The sequence below is a fragment of the Klebsiella sp. PCX genome, from assembly GCF_021869705.1.
Taxonomy (GTDB): domain Bacteria; phylum Pseudomonadota; class Gammaproteobacteria; order Enterobacterales; family Enterobacteriaceae; genus Klebsiella; species Klebsiella quasipneumoniae.
This window is the reverse complement of the sequence record NZ_CP091527.1, coordinates 3,079,431-3,098,610: the sequence shown is the minus strand read 5'-3', so window position 1 is coordinate 3,098,610 and position 19,180 is coordinate 3,079,431. Positions and strand designations below refer to the sequence as shown.

The 19,180-nt window shown below is 62.7% G+C and carries 14 protein-coding genes; 10 read left to right on the top strand and 4 right to left on the bottom strand.

The window, feature by feature from the left end:
- Positions 1-77: 77 nt before the first annotated feature.
- Positions 78-308, top strand: coding sequence for a putative cation transport regulator ChaB (chaB, locus tag GQR96_RS14760; protein WP_004203206.1), 231 nt, complete (start codon positions 78-80; stop codon positions 306-308).
- Positions 309-444: 136 nt separating this feature from the next.
- Positions 445-1,125 (top strand): gamma-glutamylcyclotransferase, encoded by a 681-nt coding sequence (locus GQR96_RS14755; RefSeq protein ID WP_004203203.1) that lies wholly within the window; start codon positions 445-447, stop codon positions 1,123-1,125.
- 56 nt (positions 1,126-1,181) lie between these two features.
- On the opposite strand, the gene GQR96_RS14750 is transcribed toward GQR96_RS14755, so the two are convergent.
- Together GQR96_RS14750 and GQR96_RS14745 are read right to left on the bottom strand one after the other, a co-directional pair.
- Positions 1,182-1,424 (bottom strand): DUF1883 domain-containing protein, encoded by a 243-nt coding sequence (locus GQR96_RS14750; RefSeq protein ID WP_002910387.1) that lies wholly within the window; start codon positions 1,422-1,424, stop codon positions 1,182-1,184.
- A gap of 238 nt (positions 1,425-1,662) precedes the next feature.
- Entirely contained in the window at positions 1,663-2,016 is a 354-nt protein-coding gene (locus GQR96_RS14745; RefSeq protein ID WP_002910380.1) for a DsrE/DsrF/TusD sulfur relay family protein, read from the bottom strand.
- 68 nt (positions 2,017-2,084) lie between these two features.
- Here GQR96_RS14745 and nasR point away from each other — a divergent pair, with 68 nt between their 5' ends.
- The 7 genes from nasR (at position 2,085) to GQR96_RS14710 (ending at position 14,671) form a co-directional block, all read left to right on the top strand.
- Entirely contained in the window at positions 2,085-3,266 is a 1,182-nt protein-coding gene (gene nasR / locus GQR96_RS14740) for a nitrate regulatory protein NasR (protein WP_065904556.1), read from the top strand.
- A gap of 244 nt (positions 3,267-3,510) precedes the next feature.
- Positions 3,511-4,767, top strand: a complete 1,257-nt coding sequence (locus tag GQR96_RS14735) for a CmpA/NrtA family ABC transporter substrate-binding protein (RefSeq protein WP_065904558.1) — start codon at positions 3,511-3,513, stop codon at positions 4,765-4,767.
- Position 4,768: 1 nt separating this feature from the next.
- Positions 4,769-5,653, top strand: a complete 885-nt coding sequence (gene ntrB / locus GQR96_RS14730) for a nitrate ABC transporter permease (protein ID WP_004203197.1) — start codon at positions 4,769-4,771, stop codon at positions 5,651-5,653.
- Between the two features lie 9 nt (positions 5,654-5,662).
- Positions 5,663-6,451, top strand: coding sequence for an ABC transporter ATP-binding protein (locus GQR96_RS14725; RefSeq protein ID WP_004203195.1), 789 nt, complete (start codon positions 5,663-5,665; stop codon positions 6,449-6,451).
- 10 nt (positions 6,452-6,461) lie between these two features.
- The gene (gene nirB, locus GQR96_RS14720; protein ID WP_077268244.1) at positions 6,462-10,529 is read left to right on the top strand and encodes a nitrite reductase large subunit NirB; all 4,068 of its coding nucleotides are present in this window, start codon (positions 6,462-6,464) and stop codon (positions 10,527-10,529) included.
- Positions 10,529-13,135 carry a nitrate reductase gene (locus tag GQR96_RS14715; RefSeq protein ID WP_049003799.1) on the top strand — a complete coding sequence of 869 codons (2,607 nt, stop codon included), beginning with the start codon at positions 10,529-10,531 and terminating at the stop codon, positions 13,133-13,135. The genes nirB and GQR96_RS14715 overlap by 1 nt, the downstream gene beginning before the upstream one ends.
- Before the next feature lie 153 nt (positions 13,136-13,288).
- A complete protein-coding gene (locus GQR96_RS14710) occupies positions 13,289-14,671 on the top strand; it encodes a YchO/YchP family invasin (protein ID WP_004203189.1) in 1,383 nt (460 codons plus the stop codon).
- Here the strand turns inward: GQR96_RS14710 and narL are convergent.
- Together narL and narX are read right to left on the bottom strand one after the other, a co-directional pair.
- Positions 14,668-15,318 carry a two-component system response regulator NarL gene (gene narL, locus GQR96_RS14705; protein ID WP_002910198.1) on the bottom strand — a complete coding sequence of 217 codons (651 nt, stop codon included), beginning with the start codon at positions 15,316-15,318 and terminating at the stop codon, positions 14,668-14,670. The genes GQR96_RS14710 and narL overlap by 4 nt on opposite strands.
- 10 nt (positions 15,319-15,328) lie before the next feature.
- Entirely contained in the window at positions 15,329-17,107 is a 1,779-nt protein-coding gene (narX, locus tag GQR96_RS14700; RefSeq protein ID WP_065904560.1) for a nitrate/nitrite two-component system sensor histidine kinase NarX, read from the bottom strand.
- Between the two features lie 311 nt (positions 17,108-17,418).
- Between narX and GQR96_RS14695 the strand changes: the two genes are divergently transcribed.
- Entirely contained in the window at positions 17,419-18,807 is a 1,389-nt protein-coding gene (locus GQR96_RS14695) for a NarK family nitrate/nitrite MFS transporter (RefSeq protein WP_004203185.1), read from the top strand.
- Positions 18,808-19,180: the final 373 nt, after the last annotated feature.

Sequence of the window (19,180 nt, the reverse complement as noted above, 5' to 3'; positions counted from 1 at the left end):
TTTTTAACTCATCATGGGCTTGATAGCCTGCCGCCTGCGTTCCAGACTTAAACTTTATGCTCAAACAGGAGGCCATAATGCCCTATCACAGTAAACAAGAGCTCCCCGACAGCGTTAAGCATGTTCTGCCTGCCCATGCGCAGGAAATTTATAAAGAAGCGTTTAACAGCGCCTGGGATCAATATAAGGATAAAGACGACCGGCGCGATGACGCCAGCCGCGAAGAGACGGCACACAAAGTCGCCTGGGCGGCGGTGAAGAACAGCTACGAGAAAGGCGATGACGATAAGTGGCATAAGAAAAAATAATTGCTGACGCCGCTTTTACGCTTGCCAGCGCCCCGCTGATTGCTTATTGAAAGATAAAGCTGGATAATATTTCAGCAATATTGACGGATGCATGAGACGAACGCCGGGAAGCGGGCAGTGGCGGAGGTAGTAAACAGTGTTAACTCGTGATTTCTTGATGAATGCGGATTGTAAGACAGCGTTTGGCGCTATTGAGGAATCGCTACTCTGGTCGGCAGAACAACGTGCAGCCTCGCTGGCGGCGACGCTGGCCTGCCGCCCGGATGATGGCTCAGTATGGATCTTTGGCTACGGTTCGCTTATCTGGAACCCGGCGCTCAATTATCGCGAGTCCTGCACCGGCACGCTGCCGGGCTGGCACCGCGCGTTTTGCCTGCGGTTGACCGCCGGGCGCGGGAGCGCCTGCCAGCCGGGACGCATGCTGGCTCTGAAAGAGGGCGGCCGGACTACCGGCGTCGCTTATCGTCTGCCGGACGACACGCTGGAAGAAGAGCTGACTCTGCTGTGGAAACGAGAGATGATCACCGGCTGCTATCTGCCCACCTGGTGCAAGCTGGAGCTGGACGACGGGCGAACGGTAAATGCTCTGGTGTTTATTATGGATCCGCGTCATCCGCTGTTTGAGCCGGATACCAGCGCCCAGGTCATCGCTCCGCTGATCGCCCGGGCCAGCGGGCCGCTCGGGACCAACGCCCAGTACCTGTTTTCGCTGGAACAGGCGTTAAGTAAGCTCGGGATGCACGACGCCAGTCTTGATGATCTGGTGGCCAGCGTCCGCGCGCTGTTGGGCGAGAGCCCGACGCCGGGCCTGGCCTGAGCGCGCGGAAAAGAAAAACGCCCGGCATGGCCGGGCGGGTGTTCTGTCAGTGACGGTCAGGCTGGCACGTAGCTGATGGAGTGCTCCAGTGACTGGCTGTGACTGTCGATAAGCACGTTCCAGGTGCCGCTGTAGGGCACCGTCAGATAGGCGCTGTCCCGATCCTGCACGCTCAGAATATCCGCATGGCTGTCGCCAGGGACCTTCGCGCTCATCAGATGAATATGGCAGCGCTCTGAGCACCGCACCACCAGCGTGTCACCGCCAAACAACGTCAAACTTGCTTTTACCATCGCCATTTTTGTACCCCGTTTCTGTCCTGCTACAGCATCCTGCCCACCCAGTCCTCGCGTGATATTGTTCACACTTTGCTCTGTTCATCACACCAAACGGCGCGGGTCGGGATGCTGATTTTGATCAAAAAAAGGGATAAAGATTAAACAAAAATGACGTTGTTCCTGAAAGCATTCAGCTAACGTTTTTTTCGCCTCTTCAGGTGGCGAAACCTGATATTTCCTGCCGTTCGGCACCCCAGATTCAGAAGGTCAGCACTTTATCTGCCGCCAGGGTCCACTGGGCCAGCTCAACGAGAGTGCCAACCTCCACCCCGTCAACTAACGGCAGTGCGCTGACCCCGCGGCCGTCCGCGCAGGTTTTGCACAGCTTCACGGGAACCTGCTGGGCGGTGAGGATCTCCAGCATCTGCTGCACATTATACCCTTCCGCCGGCTTCTGCCCGCGCAGCCCGGCGGTGACCGCGTCGGACATCAGAAACAGCTTGAGATCGAGGTCGGACTGCTGTTCGCGCAGGGCAATGGCCAGGCGCAGGCTGTTGAACAGGGATTCACTGCCGTAGGCGGCGCCGTTGGCGATAATCACAATACGTTGCATACAAACTCCTTCTTAAAGGCACGGTTATTGCTTTACCGCAGTATAAAGCGTTAACCCGGAGGAGGGGTATGAATAATACGACTGGTCACGCGGACGAGGCGACGGCCTGGCTGCAGCTGGCGCGCCGCCTGCAAAAACAACAGCTTCAGCAACTAGCCCGGCTGGGCGAGCTGGCAAGTCAGCTCAGCGCGCTGGTGCATATGCTGCAGTGCGAGCGCGGGGCGTCGAATATTTTTCTTTGCTCGGGCGGCCAGCTGTACGCGGCGGAGTGTCGGGCGGGTGGGGCGCTGGTTGATGAGCGGCTGGCCTTGTTCTATGCCGCCCTCGAACGGGCGCGCGCGGTCGCCGGCAGCGCGCTGTGCTGGCGCATCGCCCGGGCGGTAGGCGATCTGGCGCAGCTCCCGACGCTGCGTGAGCAGGTCAGCCTCCGGCAGGTAGCCGCTGAAGCCGCGACGGAGCAATTCAGCCGTATTATCCGCCATCTGCTGAATATCGTCCCGCAGCTCAATGACAGTATTGACGACCCGCCGGTAGCCGGGCGTATGGTCGCCCTGTACAGCTTTATGCAGGGAAAAGAGCTGGTGGGTCAGGAGCGCGCGCTGGGAGCGTTGGGCTTTACCCGCGGCGAGTTCAGCGACAGCCTGCGCCAGCAGCTGGTGGACCGTATTGACGGTCAGCAGCCCTGCTTCGACAGCTTCCTGGCGCTGGGCAGCCCGGCGACCGTCCAGCTGTTTACTACCCAGAGTCAGGCCGGTCTGGACATAGAGCAGCTGCGGCGGATCGCCTGCACCCGCCAGCCGGCGGCGGACGGTGGGGAAACGGCGCTGCGCTGGTTCGGCCTGCAGACCCAGCGGCTTGAGCAGCTGCGCGAAGTGGAAGAGCAACTGATCGACGATCTGCTGGACGCCACCGACGCGCTGTTAGAAGACGACGCGCCTGGCTGGCTGGCCGGGGAGGAGAGCGATAGCGTGACGCCGCGGCTGGATAAACAGCTGCTGCCGCTGGTGCGCCAGCAGGCCTATGAGCTGCAGCAGCTCTCCAGTCAGCTGGCTTCGCTGAAAGACGCACTCGAGGAACGCAAGCTGATCGAAAAAGCGAAAAGCCTGCTGATGACACACCAGGGAATGCCGGAGGAGCAGGCCTGGCAGACGCTGCGCAAGATGGCCATGGACAAGAATCAGCGGATGGTTGAGATAGCCCGCGCGCTGCTGATGGTGAAGGCGATCTGGCCAGTAACCCCAAAGGAGTAGATGCACAACCGATGGGCATTTGCTGCCTGTCGGCGGTGCACTTTTGCCTGACAAGCCGACCCGGGCGAAAGGAAAAGCCCGCCCGTGCGCCATTGCTAAAGCTGGCATCCTCTTTGCATTAGTTATAGTGAGTGAATAAAAGTCCGGGCGACGAACCAATGGCGGTTCGGGTGTCCGTGGATAAAGGCGTCCTGCAGTGCGTATGCACTGTCGGGCGCTTTTTTTTTGCGCGTGTGGAGCGGATATGAGCGATAAATTTTCAATTTCACGGCGGCGCTTGCTGCAGGCAGGGGCCGCGCTGGGCGGCGCGATGCTGCTGCCGGGCGTGATGCAGGCCGCGTGGGCCGGCGGCTCGGACAGACCGGAGCAGACCACCGTGCGGGTCGGGTTTATTCCGCTGACCGACTGCGCGCCGCTGGCCATCGCCGCGGCGAAGGGGTTTGACAAAAAATATGGCATTACCCTGGCGCCGAGTAAGGAGGCCAGCTGGGCGGCGGTGCGCGACAAGCTGGTGGCCGGTGAACTGGACGCGGCGCATATTCTCTATGGCCTGCTGTACGGACTTGAACTGGGGATCGCCAGCAAGCCGCAGGCGATGGCCAATCTGATGACCCTCAACCGCAATGGTCAGGCCATCACCCTCTCCAGCGAACTGCAGGAGAAAGGGGTGACCGACCTCGGCGGTCTGAAGCGGCTGATCGACCGCAGCGCGCCGGGCAGCTACACCTTCGCCCATACCTTTCCCACCGGCACCCATGCTATGTGGCTCTACTACTGGCTGGCGAGCGCCGGCATCGATCCCTTTAACGATGTGCGCACCGTCGTGGTGCCGCCGCCGCAGATGGTGATGAACATGCGCATCGGCAATATGAGCGGCTTTTGCGTCGGCGAGCCGTGGAACGCCCGCGCCATAAACGACCGTATCGGCTTCACCGCGGCCACTTCCCAGGATATCTGGCCCGAGCATCCGGAAAAGGTGCTGGGCGCCCGTCGCGACTGGGTGGAACGCCAGCCGAACACCGCCCGCGCGCTGGTGGCGGCCCTGATGGAGGCGCAGCGCTGGATCGCCGCCTCGGCGGAGAACACCCGGGAGACGGCCCGCCTGCTCGCCAGGCGCGGCTGGCTCAATACCAAAGAGCAGTACCTCACCGGCCGGATGCTTGGGGAGTATGACAACGGCCTCGGCCGCCGCTGGCAGGATCCCCATCCGATGCGCTTTTACGCCGAGGGCGAGGTGAGCTTCCCCTGGCTGTCGGACGGGATGTGGTTCCTCACCCAGTTTCGTCGCTGGGGGCTGCTGAAACAGGCTCCGGATTATCTCGCGGTGGCGTCGCGCATTAATCGCATCGACGTCTGGCAGGCTGCCGCCCAGGCGGTAGGGGGGATCAGCGCGCCGGCAGCCACGATGCGCAGCAGCACACTGATGGACGGTACGGTCTGGAACGGGTCCGACCCGGAAGGCTACGCCCGCCATTTCGCTATTCAACGTAAGGGGGCATGAGATGAAGCAGGCACAACGTAAGCAACCGGTCGTCAGCGTGGAGAACGCGCCTGGCGAAGTGATTCTCCTGCCGCCGGTGCAGGTCCGGCGCACCACGCCAACCGTCACGCGCTGGCTGCGTGAGCTCATCCAGCGCCTGCTGCCCCCGCTGCTGGGGCTGGGGGTGCTGCTGCTGGCCTGGCAGCTGGCGGCGATGCACAGCAAAGGCTTTCCCACGCCGCTGAGCACGCTGGACTCGGCGCTGACCCTGTTTGCCGATCCGTTCTATCAGGACGGGCCGAATGACATGGGCATCGGCTGGAACGTGCTGGCTTCCCTGCAGCGCGTGGCGGTGGGCTTCGGCCTGGCGGCGCTGGCGGGCATTCCGCTGGGGTTTTTGATCGGCCGTTCGCTGTTCTTCGCCCGCATGTTTAATCCGCTGATTGCTCTGCTGCGCCCGGTCAGCCCGCTGGCCTGGCTGCCGATTGGCCTGCTGCTGTTCCAGAAGGCGGAGCCGGCTTCCAGCTGGACCATTTTTATCTGCTCCATCTGGCCGATGGTGATCAACACCGCGGAAGGCGTGCGGCGGATCCCGCAGGACTATCTCAACGTCGCCCGCGTCCTCCAGCTCTCGGAGTGGACGGTGATGCGCAAAATCCTCTTTCCGGCGGTGCTGCCGGCGGTGCTTACCGGCGTGCGCCTCTCCATCGGCATCGCCTGGCTGGTGATCGTGGCGGCGGAAATGCTCACCGGCGGGCTGGGGATCGGCTTCTGGATCTGGAACGAGTGGAACAACCTCAATGTGGAAAACATCATCATCGCCATCGTCATTATCGGCGTCGTCGGCCTGCTGCTGGAGCAGGGTCTGATGCTGCTCGCCCGCCGCTTTAGCTGGCAGGAAAAATAAGGAGCCAACATGAAACCATTAATTCAGGTGCAGGCCGTCAGCCAGCGCTTCAACACCGCCAGCGGCGAGTTCCTGGCGCTGCAGAATGTCTCCTTCGATATCGTCGAAGGGGAGACCATTAGCCTGATCGGCCACTCGGGTTGCGGAAAATCGACTCTGCTAAACCTGATCGCCGGGATCACCACCCCTACCGAGGGCGGACTACTGTGTGATAACCGGGAAATTGCCGGTCCCGGGCCGGAGCGGGCGGTGGTTTTCCAGAACCACTCACTGCTGCCGTGGCTGAGCTGTTTCGACAATGTGGCGCTGGCGGTGGATCAGGTGTTCCGTCGCACCATGAGCAAGCATGAGCGTCGGGAGTGGATTGAACACAATCTCGCGCGCGTGCAGATGGGTCATGCGCTGCATAAACGGCCCGGGGAGATCTCCGGCGGCATGAAGCAGCGGGTGGGTATCGCCCGGGCGCTGGCGATGAAGCCGAAAGTGCTGCTGCTTGATGAGCCCTTCGGCGCTCTGGACGCGCTGACTCGCGCCCACCTCCAGGACACGGTGATGCAGATTCAGCAGGAGCTCAATACCACCATCGTCATGATCACCCACGACGTTGATGAAGCGGTGCTGCTCTCCGACCGGGTGCTGATGATGACCAACGGCCCGGCAGCGACGGTCGGCGAGATCCTCGCGGTCGATCTGCCGCGTCCGCGCCACCGCGTTCAGCTGGCGGACGACAGCCGGTATCACCATCTGCGCCAGCAGATCCTCCATTTCCTGTATGAAAAACAGCCGAAAGCGGCGTAAGGAGGCGGTCATGACGCGGCGACTGGTGGTGATCGGTAACGGCATGGCGGCCACCCGTCTGGTGCAGCGGCTGGTTGAGCGCGACCCTGCGCGGTTTGCCATTACCGTCGTCGGCGACGAGCCGCACCCGGCCTATAACCGCATCCAGCTCTCGCCGCTGCTGGCTGGCGAAAAAACAGCGGCGCAGCTCCCGTTGCTGCCGGCGGAGTGGTACACCCGGCACGGGGTGTGCCTGCGGTCTGGCGAGGCGGTGGATGAAGTCGATGTTGTGCAACGGCGGCTGCGCATCGCGGAGACCTGGCTGCCGTGGGATGAGCTGGTGTTCGCCACCGGTTCGCGGCCCTTTATCCCGCCGCTGCCGGGCATTGATCGTCCGCAGGTTATGCCCTTCCGCACCCTGGCGGACGTGGAACGTATTCTGGCGATACCCGGCCCGGCGGTGGTGATTGGCGGTGGGGTGCTGGGGGTGGAAGCGGCGGCGGCGCTGCGTCGCCACGGCGGGGAGGTCACTCTCCTGCATCGCGGCGGTGAATTAATGGCGCCGCTGACCGACGCTTTTGCCGCCGATGAGCTCAGGCAGCAGCTTGAAGCGCGCGGCATTCGCTGTGTGCTGGAGTGCCGGATCGCCGCCATCGACGCCGACGGCGTGCGGCTGGCGGATGGGCGGGTATTCCGCGCCAACAGAGTGGTGCTGGCGACCGGCGTGCAGCCCAACAGCCGTCTGGCGGCGCAGTCCGGTGTGCTGTGCCAGCGGGGGATCGTGGTTGACCGCCAGATGGCCGCCTCGCTGCCGGGGATCAGCGCCATTGGCGAATGTTGCGAAATTGACGGCCAGACCTGGGGGCTGGTGGCTCCCTGCCTGCGCCAGGCCGAAGTGCTGGCGGATCGCCTGTGCGGCGTCCCCGGCGCGGGCTTTGTCTGGCAGGACGCCGGCACCCGGCTGAAGGTCACCGGCATTGAACTCTTTAGCGCTGGCGAGCAGCAGGCCGGCGAACAGGATGACATTTTTACCAGCTGGGACCCCATCGACCGCCACTATCGTCGCCTGCTGCTGCGCGACGGCCGCCTGCGCGGCGTGCTGCTGATGGGCGATTGCACTGCCGCCGCCGCGCTCACCGCGCGCCTGGAAAGCGACGAGCCCGCCACCGCGGACTGGCTTTTTGACCCTTCTTCAACGCAGCCGCAGGCTGCAGGAATAATGACGATGACGAAACCTGTATTAGTGCTGGTGGGACATGGCATGGTCGGCCACCATTTTCTGGAACAATGCGTGAGCCGCAACCTGCATGAGCAATATCGTATCGTGGTGTTTGGCGAAGAGCGTTACGCCGCCTACGACCGGGTGCACCTCTCCGAATATTTCGCCGGACGCAGCGCCGAATCGCTGTCGCTGGTGGCCGATGATTTCTTTCACCGGCACGGCATCGAACTCCGCCTCGGCAAGGCGGTGGCGACGATCGACCGCGACGCGCGGCTGGTGCGGGACGCCGAGGGACATGAAACCCACTGGGATAAACTGGTGCTGGCGACCGGCTCCTATCCCTTTGTTCCGCCTGTCCCTGGCAGCGATCTCGACGGGTGCTTTGTCTATCGCACCCTTGACGATCTCGACCGCATCGCCGCCCATGCCGCCGCGGCGAAGCGCGGGGTGGTGATCGGTGGCGGCCTGCTCGGGCTGGAGGCCGCCAACGCCCTGAAACAGCTGGGGCTGGAGACGCACGTGGTGGAGTTTGCCCCGAACCTGATGGCCGTCCAGCTGGATAACGGCGGGGCGGCGATGCTGCGGGAGAAGATCGTCGCCCTCGGCGTGGGGGTACATACCAGCAAAGCCACCACCGCCATCGTGAGCGAGGCCGACGGCCTGCGGCTGAACTTTGCCGACGGTGGCACGCTGTTGACCGACATGGTGGTCTTCTCGGCGGGGATCCGCCCGCAGGACGCGCTGGCCCGCGGCTGCGCGCTGCAGGTCGGCGAGCGCGGGGGGATTGGCATTGATGGCCAGTGCCGCACCTCTGACCCGGACGTGCTGGCGATAGGCGAATGCGCCCTGTGGGACAATAAAATTTACGGTCTGGTGGCGCCGGGCTATCAGATGGCGCGCATCGCCGCGGCCACTCTCGCAGGAGAGGACGCCTGCTTTAGCGGTGCCGACATGAGCACCAAACTGAAGCTGCTGGGGGTTGACGTGGCCTCGTTTGGCGATGCGCAGGGGCGCACGCCGGGCTGTCAGAGCTATCAATGGACCGACGGTCCGCAGCAGATTTACAAAAAAATCGTCGTCAGTCAGGACGGCAAAGCCCTGCTTGGCGGCGTGCTGGTGGGGGACGCCAGCGACTATGCCACGCTGCTGCAGATGATGCTGAACGGCATGGCGCTGCCGCCGCGTTCGGAGAGTCTGATCCTCCCGGTGCTGGAGGGAGCCGCGCCGAAGGCGCTCGGCGTCGCGGCGCTGCCGGACAGCGCGCCGATCTGCTCCTGCCATAACGTCAGCAAAGGCGATATCTGCCAGGCGGTGAACAATGGCGCGGGGGATATGGCGGCGATAAAAAGCTGCACCAGAGCGGCCACCGGCTGCGGCGGCTGCAGCGCGCTGGTGAAACAGGTGATGGAGTACCAGCTGGCGGCGCAGGGCGTCGAAGTGAAAAAAGACGTCTGCGAGCATTTCCCGTGGTCGCGCCAGGAGATCTACCACCTGGTGCGGGTCAACCATATCCATACCTTCGAGCAGCTGATTAGCCGCTACGGCCAGGGGCACGGCTGCGAGGTTTGTAAACCGCTGGTGGCCTCGGTGCTGGCCTCCTGCTGGAACGAATACCTGCTGAAGCCGGCGCACCTGCCGCTGCAGGATACCAACGATCGCTATTTCGCCAACATTCAGAAGGACGGAACCTATTCGGTGGTGCCGCGGATGGCGGCGGGGGAAGTGACGCCGGACGGGCTGATCGCCATCGGGCAGATCGCCAAACGTTATCAGCTCTACAGCAAAGTGACCGGCGGCCAGCGCATCGACCTGTTTGGCGCGCGGCTGGAACAGCTGCCGGCTATCTGGCGCGAGCTGGCCGACGCCGGGTTTGAAACCGGCCACGCCTATGGCAAGTCGCTGCGCACGGTGAAGTCCTGCGTCGGCGCAACCTGGTGTCGCTACGGCGTGCAGGACTCCACCGGGCTCGCGGTGCGGCTTGAGCATCGCTATAAAGGGCTACGCGCCCCGCACAAGATCAAGATGGCGGTCTCTGGCTGCACCCGCGAGTGCGCCGAAGCCCAGGGCAAAGATATAGGAGTGATTGCCACCGACAAAGGCTGGAATCTGTACGTCTGCGGCAACGGTGGAATGAAACCGCGTCACGCCGACCTGTTTGCCAGCGATCTCGACGAAGCGACGCTGATCCGCAGCATCGATCGTCTGCTGATGTTCTATATCCGTACCGCCGACCGCCTGCAGCGCACCAGCACCTGGATGGACAACCTGGAGGGCGGCGTCGCCTACCTGCGGCAGGTGGTGCTGGAGGATAGCCTCGGCATTGGCGAGGAGCTGGAGCAGGAGATGGCCCGCATCGTCGACAGCTACCAGTGCGAGTGGCAGACCACCCTCAACGATCCTCAGCGTCTGGCGCTGTTCCGCTCCTTCGTTAATAGCGACCAGCCCGACGAGGCGGTGCAGCGCCACGAGCTGCGCGGTCAGCCGCAGCCGCTGCCTGCTGAAGCGTTGCCCGAAGGCGAACTCCCATCCCGCCCGTGGCAGGCGATTTGCGACCTTGACGCCATTCCGGCGCAGGCGGGGATTGGCGCCCGGTTAGGGGAGCGGCAGATCGCCCTGTTCCGCTTCGGCGATCGTGTGTATGCCCTGGATAACCGCGAGCCGGGCAGCGCGGCCAACGTGCTGTCGCGGGGGCTGCTAGGGGACGTCGGCGGGGAACCGGTGGTGATCTCCCCGCTGTACAAACAGCGGATTCGCCTGCGCGACGGCTGGCCGTGCGACGGCGGTGAACAGGCGGTGCGCGCCTGGCCGGTGAAAGTGGAAAACGGCAAAGTGTGGGTGGGCAGCCAGCAGCTGCTGGCGCGAGCGGAGGCCTCCTGATGAAGACCATCCGAACGACCTGTCCCTACTGCGGCGTAGGCTGTGGGGTGCTGGCGAGCGTAGATGACGCGGGGCGGGTGAGCGTGCGCGGCGACGACCAGCACCCGGCCAACCTCGGCCGTCTGTGCGTCAAAGGGGCTGCCCTCGGGGAGACCACGGGCCTGGCGGGGCGGCTATTGGCGCCGGAGGTGGACGGCCAGAAGGTGACCTGGCCTCAGGCGCTGGCGGAGACCGCTTCTCGCCTGCAACAGGTTATCGACCAGCACGGCCCGCAGGCGGTGGCCTTCTACGCCTCCGGCCAGCTGTTAACCGAGGATTACTATGCCGCCAACAAGCTGATGAAGGGGTTTATCGGCGCGGCGAACATCGACACCAATTCGCGGCTATGCATGTCGTCGGCGGTGACCGGCTACAAGCGGGCCTTTGGCGCCGACGTGGTGCCCTGTAGCTATGAGGATGTGGAAAACAGCGATCTGGTGGTGCTGGTCGGCTCAAACGCTGCCTGGGCGCATCCGGTGCTGTACCAGCGTCTGGCGCAGGCGAAGCGGGACAATCCCCGGTTGCAGATCGTGGCGATCGATCCCCGACGCACCGCCACCTGCGAGATCGCCGATCGCCATCTGGCGCTGGCGCCGGGAAGCGACGGCGGGCTGTTCGTGGGGTTGCTTAACGCCCTGGCGCAGGCTGGAGCCTGCGTCGACGGTTTTCGCGATGGCGCGCAGGCGCTGGCCGAAGCGAGTGGCTGGGACGTGGCGAAAGTAGCTGATTTTTGCGGCCTGGCTGCCGATGAGGTGGCGGGTTTCTATCGCGATTTTATCGCCGCCCCGCGGGCCATCACCCTCTACACCATGGGAATTAACCAGTCAGCCAGCGGCAGCGACAAATGTAATGCCATCATCAACGTCCATCTGGCTAGCGGAAAGTATGGCCGCCGCGGCTGCGGCCCCTTTTCGCTGACCGGTCAACCCAACGCCATGGGTGGGCGCGAAGTCGGCGGGCTGGCGACGATGCTGGCGGCGCACATGGATTTTGTGCCGGCTGATCTGCAGCGGCTGGCCCGCTTTTGGGGAACCGAGCGGCTGGCGCAGACCCCGGGGTTGACTGCCGTGGAGCTGTTTGCCGCCATCGGCCGCGGCGAGGTGAAAGCGGTCTGGATCATGGGCACCAATCCGGTGGTGTCCCTCCCCGACAGCCACGCGGTGAGCCAGGCGCTGGCCGGCTGTCCGCTGGTGATCGTCTCGGATGTTGCCGCTGAGACGGATACCGGACATTTCGCCCACATCCGTTTTCCGGCGCTGGCCTGGGGCGAGAAAAATGGCACGGTCACCAACTCGGAGCGGCGCATCTCCCGTCAGCGCAGCTTTCTGCCGCCGCCGGGAGAGGCGAAAGCGGACTGGTGGATCATCGCCAGAGTGGGGCAGGCGCTGGGATATCGCGAGGCGTTTGCCTGGCAGCATCCGCATGACGTTTTCCGCGAGCATGCGGCGCTGTCCGGTTTCGAAAACGACGGCCAGCGGGCGTTTGATATCGGCGCGCTGGCGGATCTCAGCCGCGAGGCGTGGGACGCCATGGCGCCGGTCCGCTGGCCAGTCAGCCGCCGCCGCGCCGACCTGGCTGTCACGCGCGGCTGGCATCGCGATGGCCGGTTGCGAATGGTGCCGGTGACGCCTCAGCCGACCCGGGCGGCAACCGATGTCTTTTATCCGCTGATCCTCAACAGCGGGCGGATCCGCGATCAGTGGCACACCATGACCCGCACCGGTGCCGTGCCGCGGCTGATGCAGCATATCGCGGAGCCGGTGGTGGAGGTGGCGCCGCAGGACGCCGTTCGTTACCAGCTTGTCGCCGAGGGGCTGGCGCGGATCTGGTCGCGCCATGGGGTGATGGTGGCGAAAGTGGCGATCAGCGAAGGCCAGCGCCCCGGCTCGCTGTTTGTCCCCATGCACTGGAACAATCAGTTCGCCCGCCAGGGGCGGGTGAATAACCTGCTGGCCGCCGTCACGGACCCGCATTCCGCCCAGCCGGAGAGTAAACAGGCGGCGGTGGCCATTGCCGCCTGGCAGCCTGCCTGGCACAGCGAACTGTTTTGTCGCGAACCGCTGCCATTTCCTGCGGCCTGGCACTGGCGGCGGCGGGCGGCGACAGGAGTGCTGCACTACTCGCTGGCCGGGGAGGCGTCAGCCCGCCAGTGGCTCAGGGTCTGGTGCGAGCAGCGCGGCTGGCAGCTGCAGATAGCAGACGGCGGCGCAGTGTGGAACCTGCTGGCGTGGCATCAGGGGAGGCTGATGCTGGGCTGGTGGAGCGATGCGCACGAGCCGGCGGTGGATAGCGCAGGAGTAAGCGCCGCCTTCGCCACGCCGCCGTCCGATGCCGCCCGGCGCCATGCGCTGCTCAGCGGCCGACCGGACGCCGCCGCCGCGCCGCCGGGGCGGATTGTCTGCAGCTGCTTTGGGGTCGGCGAGCGGGCGATCGGCGAGGCCATCGCCAGCGGCTGCGCCAGCGTCGGGGCTTTGGGCACCAGGCTGAAGTGCGGGACCAACTGCGGCTCCTGCGTGCCGGAGCTCAACGCGCTGCTGGCGACGCAACCGGCCCGCGCCGGGGCCTAACGGCGCGGCGATATCTTCTGTGGTTGGGCGACAGATTGCCCAACCGGTTTCAGCATATTCCTGGAATTGTCCGCAAGGCTGCGGGAGAGGGGAAAAAACGATAAACTAAAACCATCTTCCAATTTTTTCTGCGAGCCCGCGCAAAACCAGTTGATGCCTGTGTCGTACCGTTTGCTGCCATCCCTGATCTTTCTCCTGCTGCTGCCGGGCGTTCCCGTCTGGGCGCTGACCGCCAGTCACACCACTCTTACTCCCCAGGAAGAACCTTCCTTGCCCGATTTGGGGATCGCCCCGCAGGTCGATGACGACGCCAGACACTTTGCCGAAGTGGCTAAGAAGTTCGGCGAGGCCAGCATGAGCGATAACGGACTGACGGCGGGCGAACAGGCGCAGATGTTCGCCATCAACAAACTCGGCAATGAAGTGAGCCACCAGCTGGAGAGCTGGCTCTCGCCATGGGGCAACGCCAATGTCGACCTGCTGGTCGATAAAGAGGGGAAGTTCACTGGCAGTAAAGGGAGCTGGTTCGTGCCGTTGCAGGATAACGATCGCTACCTGACGTGGAACCAGTATTCGGTAACCCGGCGCGAGAACGATCTGGTGGGCAACATTGGGCTTGGCCAGCGCTGGCGGGTCGGCGGCTGGCTGCTGGGCTATAACTCGTTTTATGACAAGGTGCTGAGCGAAAGCCTGGCTCGCGGCAGCGTCGGCGCCGAGGCGTGGGGAGAATATCTCCGCCTGTCGGCGAACTACTACCATCCGCTGGGCGACTGGCAGCTGCGGGAGAATCAAACCCAGGAGCAGCGGATGGCCGCAGGGTATGACGTTACCGCCCAGGCGCGACTGCCGTTTTATGAGCACATCAACACCAGCGTCAGCGTCGAACAGTACTTCGGCGACAGCGTCGATCTGTTTCATACCGGCACTGGCTACCATAACCCGGTGGCCGTCTCCGTCGGGCTCAATTACACCCCGGTCCCGCTGGTCACCGTGACCGCCAAGCATAAGCAAGGGGAAAATGGCGTCAGCCAGAATAACGTTGGCCTGAAGCTCAACTACCGCTTTGGTGTGCCGCTCAAGCAGCAGCTGGCGGCGGACGAGGTGGCGTTCAGCAACTCGCTGCGCGGCAGCCGCTTCGACAGCCCGGAGCGGGATAATCTGCCGGTAGTGGAGTATCGGCAGCGCAAAAATCTGACGGTCTATCTGGCCACGCCGCCCTGGGATCTACAGTCCGGGGAGACGGTGCAGCTGAAGCTGCAGATCCATAGTCTGCACGGTATCAAGTCGCTGCACTGGCAGGGCGACACCCAGGCGCTCAGCCTGACGCCGCCGGTGGATGCCCGCAGTCCCGATGGCTGGAGCGTGATTATGCCGGTGTGGAACAGTGAACCGGGCGCCGCGAACCGCTGGCGCCTGTCGGTGGTGGTAGAGGATAAACAGGGGCAGCGCGTCTCATCCAATGAGATCGCCCTGGCGCTGACCGAGCCGCTGGTCAAGTTCACCACGCCAGGCGTCTCCTGGACGGACTCGCCTTAAAAAATTCGCTCCTGGTGGACCCATACCGCGGCTTCCACCCGGGATTTGAGCTTCATTTTCTTCAGCATGTGCTTGACGTGCACTTTGACGGTGCTTTCGGTGATATCCAGCCGGCGGGCGATCATTTTGTTCGGCAGCCCCTGGGCGATCAGCTTGAGGATGTCGCGCTCGCGCGGGGTCAGCTGGCTGATGTCGCGATCGGAGGTGGCGCGGTTGGCGCGCAGGCTGGCGGCCAGCACCGGGGTTAACGCTTCGCTTAATACCATTTCTCCGGCGGCCGCCTGCTGCAGCGCTTTCAGCAGATCTTCCGGCTCCATGTCTTTCAGCAGATAGCCATCGGCGCCGCGCTTGAGGGCGGTAACAACGTCCTCTTCATGGTTAGAGACGCTGAAGACCACCACCCGCCCAGACAGCGATTTCTCACGCAGTTTGTCCAGCGTTTCCAGGCCGTTCATGCCCGGCATATTGAGGTCCAGCAGGATCAGATCCGGATCCAGCGACTCCGCCAGCTCGATACCTTGCGCGCCATTGCTGGCTTCGCCAATCACCTGGATGTCCGGCGCCATGCTAATCAATTGTTTCACGCCGGTGCGCAGCATCGGATGGTCGTCAATGAGAAGGATGGTTGCCCGTTCCTGTTGACTCATGGGGGTCTCCTTATTGGATGGAAAACGTTTTTTCCGGGATAAACGTGACGATCACTTCGGTCCCGCCGGTTTCCCGGCGCCGAACCTGACAGTCGCCGCGCAGGCTTTGCGCGCGATCCCGCATAATAATTAAACCGTAATGGTTACTCCGCTCGGCGTGGTCCGGCACGCCGCGGCCGTTATCCGCCACCACCAGACGGACCTGGTTATCGCGTTGTGACACCGTCACGGTCACTTCCGTCGCGCAGGCATGCTTCAGGGCGTTGCTTAACGCTTCGCGGGCGATCTGCAGCAGGTGTATGGCCTGATGCGACGGCACAAAGCGCGGCGGAAGCTGATAATCAAGCTGCACCGTAAAGCCGAAGTGGGCGCTGTACTCCTGACAGCTGGCCTCCAGCGCCGGGCGCAGGCCCGGCTCGGTCAACTGCAGGCGGAAGGTGGTTAACAGCTCCCGCAGTTGGGCCCACGAGGTATTCAGCTCGTTACGAATTTGCCCCAGCAGCTGGCGGCTCTCCGCCGGCAAAGCGTCGCCCTGCATCTGCAGACAGCTAACCTGCATCTTCATACAGGATAGCGACTGGGCTATGGAGTCATGCAGCTCGCGAGCGATAGTGGCCCGCTCTTCCATGACGATCAGCTGCTGCTGTTTCTCCTGATGGCGGTCCAGCGCCAGGGTGCTGGTCAGTTGTTCAACCAACGTATCCACCAGCTGCTGCTGATCGTGGCTGAGATGACGGCCAACCGGCAGCGTCGCCAGCAGGATGCCGTACTGATTATGCGCATCTGACAGCCGCCACTTCAGCGTCGTGCCGCCATCCGGTAGCGGCGGCAGGTTGCGTGGGCAGAGGTAGCAGCCCATGTCATCACATTCATTATCCGAGTGGCAGGTAAACTCCTGATGGTTGTCTTCATCTTCCAGATCGTAGACCCGCACCTCGATATCGCGCAGCAGCGTCAGACCCTGCAGACCGTTCAGCACCGGCGAAATGCGTTCGCAGAGCGGGGCGTTGGCGTGCAGCCGGCGGTTGGCCTGCCATAAGAAGGCGAGGATCTCGTTCTTCTGTTCCAGCCCGGCGGTCTTCTCCTGCACCCGGCGCTCCAGCACGGCGTAGCTTTCCGCCAGCTCTTCCGACATGTTATTTAGCGCCATGCCAAGAGTCGCCATTTCGTTGCGCCCGCTGATGTGCGCCCGCTGGGTGAAATCACGCTGGCTCACCGCTCGCGCCATGCTCAGCAGCTGTTTCCATGGCCGCAGCAGCCGCGCGCGTAGCCAGATGATGGTGAAGATCAGCAGTAGCGCCATGCCGATGGCGAGGAGGCGATGGATCCAGACTACCCGTTCGATACGCTGCTCGGTGGTATGGTCGAATGCGGTCACCAGCTGGTCGATACGATCGACAAAGTCGGCGACATCCTGGGCGACCTCCGCCTGGTTGACCGCGCGCTGCATGCCGGGAGCCAGCGACAGCTGCCAGTACTGCTGCAGGGCCTGCAGCTGGCGCTCCTGTCCGTCGCGGCGGGCGGAGTTTTGCAGCTCCGGACTGAAGACGGTGGCGGTCATATCATCGACCAGCTTTTGATCGTGTTCATTCAGCGGGATCGCCGCCAGCAGCCGGTAGCTCTGCATGCGTAATGATCCGGCTTTGTTAATGGCGTGCGCGCTGCCCTGTACGCCGTTGACCAGGCGCGCGGAGATCGCCATGCCGGCGACGCCTGTAAGGGTGGCAAGCAGGACGATCAACGCCAGTTGATTGACCAGCGTCAGCGGGGTAAAAAGACGTTTTAACATGGAATGCGTGGCTCCTGACCGGTCGTGTCTCCGGGAGTGGCGCTTATTCTCGACTATCCCCTGGAGTATACCCATACCCCCAAAGAGTTACTCCTTAATTGTCGGTGGTAGGCACCGTTGGGAGAGGGGTTATACGCATCCCGGCAGCCGTGTGAAAAACCACACTTTTTTTCCCACCATTCTCTACTCACTTCGGAGCATGGTCTATTTTTGCACAAATTAGTCCGCGCTTTTCCTTTGATTTATATCAACTTACCGCCCCGGGCAACCCCTAAGGTAGCGGCAGGAAATATGAATAATCAGAGGTATCTATGAGTCAATCTTCCCTCCCGGAGAAGGCTAATCGCTCGGTCATTACCGACTGGCGGCCTGAAGATCCTGAATTCTGGCAACAGCGCGGCCACCATGTGGCGAGCCGCAATTTATGGATCTCCGTTCCCTGTCTGTTACTGGCGTTCTGCGTATGGATGTTGTTCAGCGCCGTTGCCGTTAACCTCAACAAAGTGGGCTTTCAGTTTACGACCGATCAGCTGTTTATGCTGACCGCGCTGCCGGCGCTCTCCGGCGCGTTGTTGCGCGTGCCTTACGCCTTTATGGTGCCGCTGTTCGGCGGCCGTCGCTGGACGGCGTTCAGCACCGGGATCATGATTGTGCCGTGCGTGTGGCTGGGCTTTGCGGTCCAGGATACTTCCACGCCGTTTAGCGTCTTCGTCATCATCTCTCTGCTGTGCGGCTTCGCCGGGGCCAACTTCGCCTCCAGTATGGCCAACATCAGTTTTTTCTTCCCGAAAGCGAAGCAGGGCGGGGCGCTGGGCGTCAACGGCGGCCTCGGCAATATGGGCGTCAGCGTGATGCAGCTGGTCGCACCGCTGGTGGTGTCGGTCTCGGTGTTTGCCATTTTTGGCGGGACCGGCAGCCAGCAGCCGGACGGCTCGATGCTGTATCTGGAAAACGCCGCGTGGATCTGGGTACCTTTCCTGATTATCTTCACCCTGGCGGCGTGGTTCTTTATGAACGACCTGTCCGCTTCCAAAGCCTCGCTGAGCGAACAGCTGCCGGTGCTTAAACGTCTGCATCTGTGGATCATGGCGCTGCTCTATCTGGCGACCTTCGGCTCCTTTATCGGTTTCTCCGCCGGTTTTGCCATGCTGTCGAAAACCCAGTTCCCGGACGTGCAGATCCTGCACTACGCCTTCTTCGGTCCGTTTATTGGCGCGCTGGCGCGTTCGATGGGCGGGGCGATCTCCGACCGTCTCGGCGGTACCCGCGTGACGCTGGTGAACTTCGTGGTGATGGCTGTATTCTGCGCGCTGCTGTTCCTGACGCTGCCGACCAATGGCCAGGGCGGCAACTTCATCGCCTTCTTTGCAGTGTTTATGGTGCTGTTCCTTACCGCCGGGCTGGGCAGCGCCTCCACCTTCCAGATGATCTCCGTGATCTTCCGTAAGCTGACCATGGACCGGGTGAAGGCCCAGGGCGGCAGCGAAGCCCAGGCGATGCGCGAGGCGGCGACCGATACCGCGGCGGCGCTGGGCTTTATCTCCGCCATTGGCGCCATCGGCGGCTTCTTTATTCCGAAGGCGTTCGGAATCTCGCTGGATCTGACCGGCTCGCCGGCCGGCGCGATGAAAGTGTTCCTGATCTTCTATATTGCCTGCGTAATCATCACCTGGGCGGTATACGGCCGTAAGCGTCAGTAATTCGCCATAGTCGTATCGCTTCATAAAGGCGCACTCCTGAGGGAGGCGCCTTTTTTACTGGCTTAATTAGTTACAACATACTATTGGGCTTTTTTATTCATTTTGGCCACTGAGCCGGGAAGGGATGGCTTACCAGCGTCACCGCTCTACCCCTTAATACCTCCCTGGTGAACAATTCCGCGCCCGGTGAGCCATTTTCCGATAAAAAACCTTAAAAAACAGAAAATTAAAAAACTGAGTTTTGTACCACCTTGGTGGTAATTGCCAATTTGCGGCACGTTAACAAGCCAGTCCGTATTGATCGCTATCAATTCCCGCCCGCTTTCATAGCGTTACCTTCGCTGCAAATCCAGCAATGTCGATTTATCAGAGA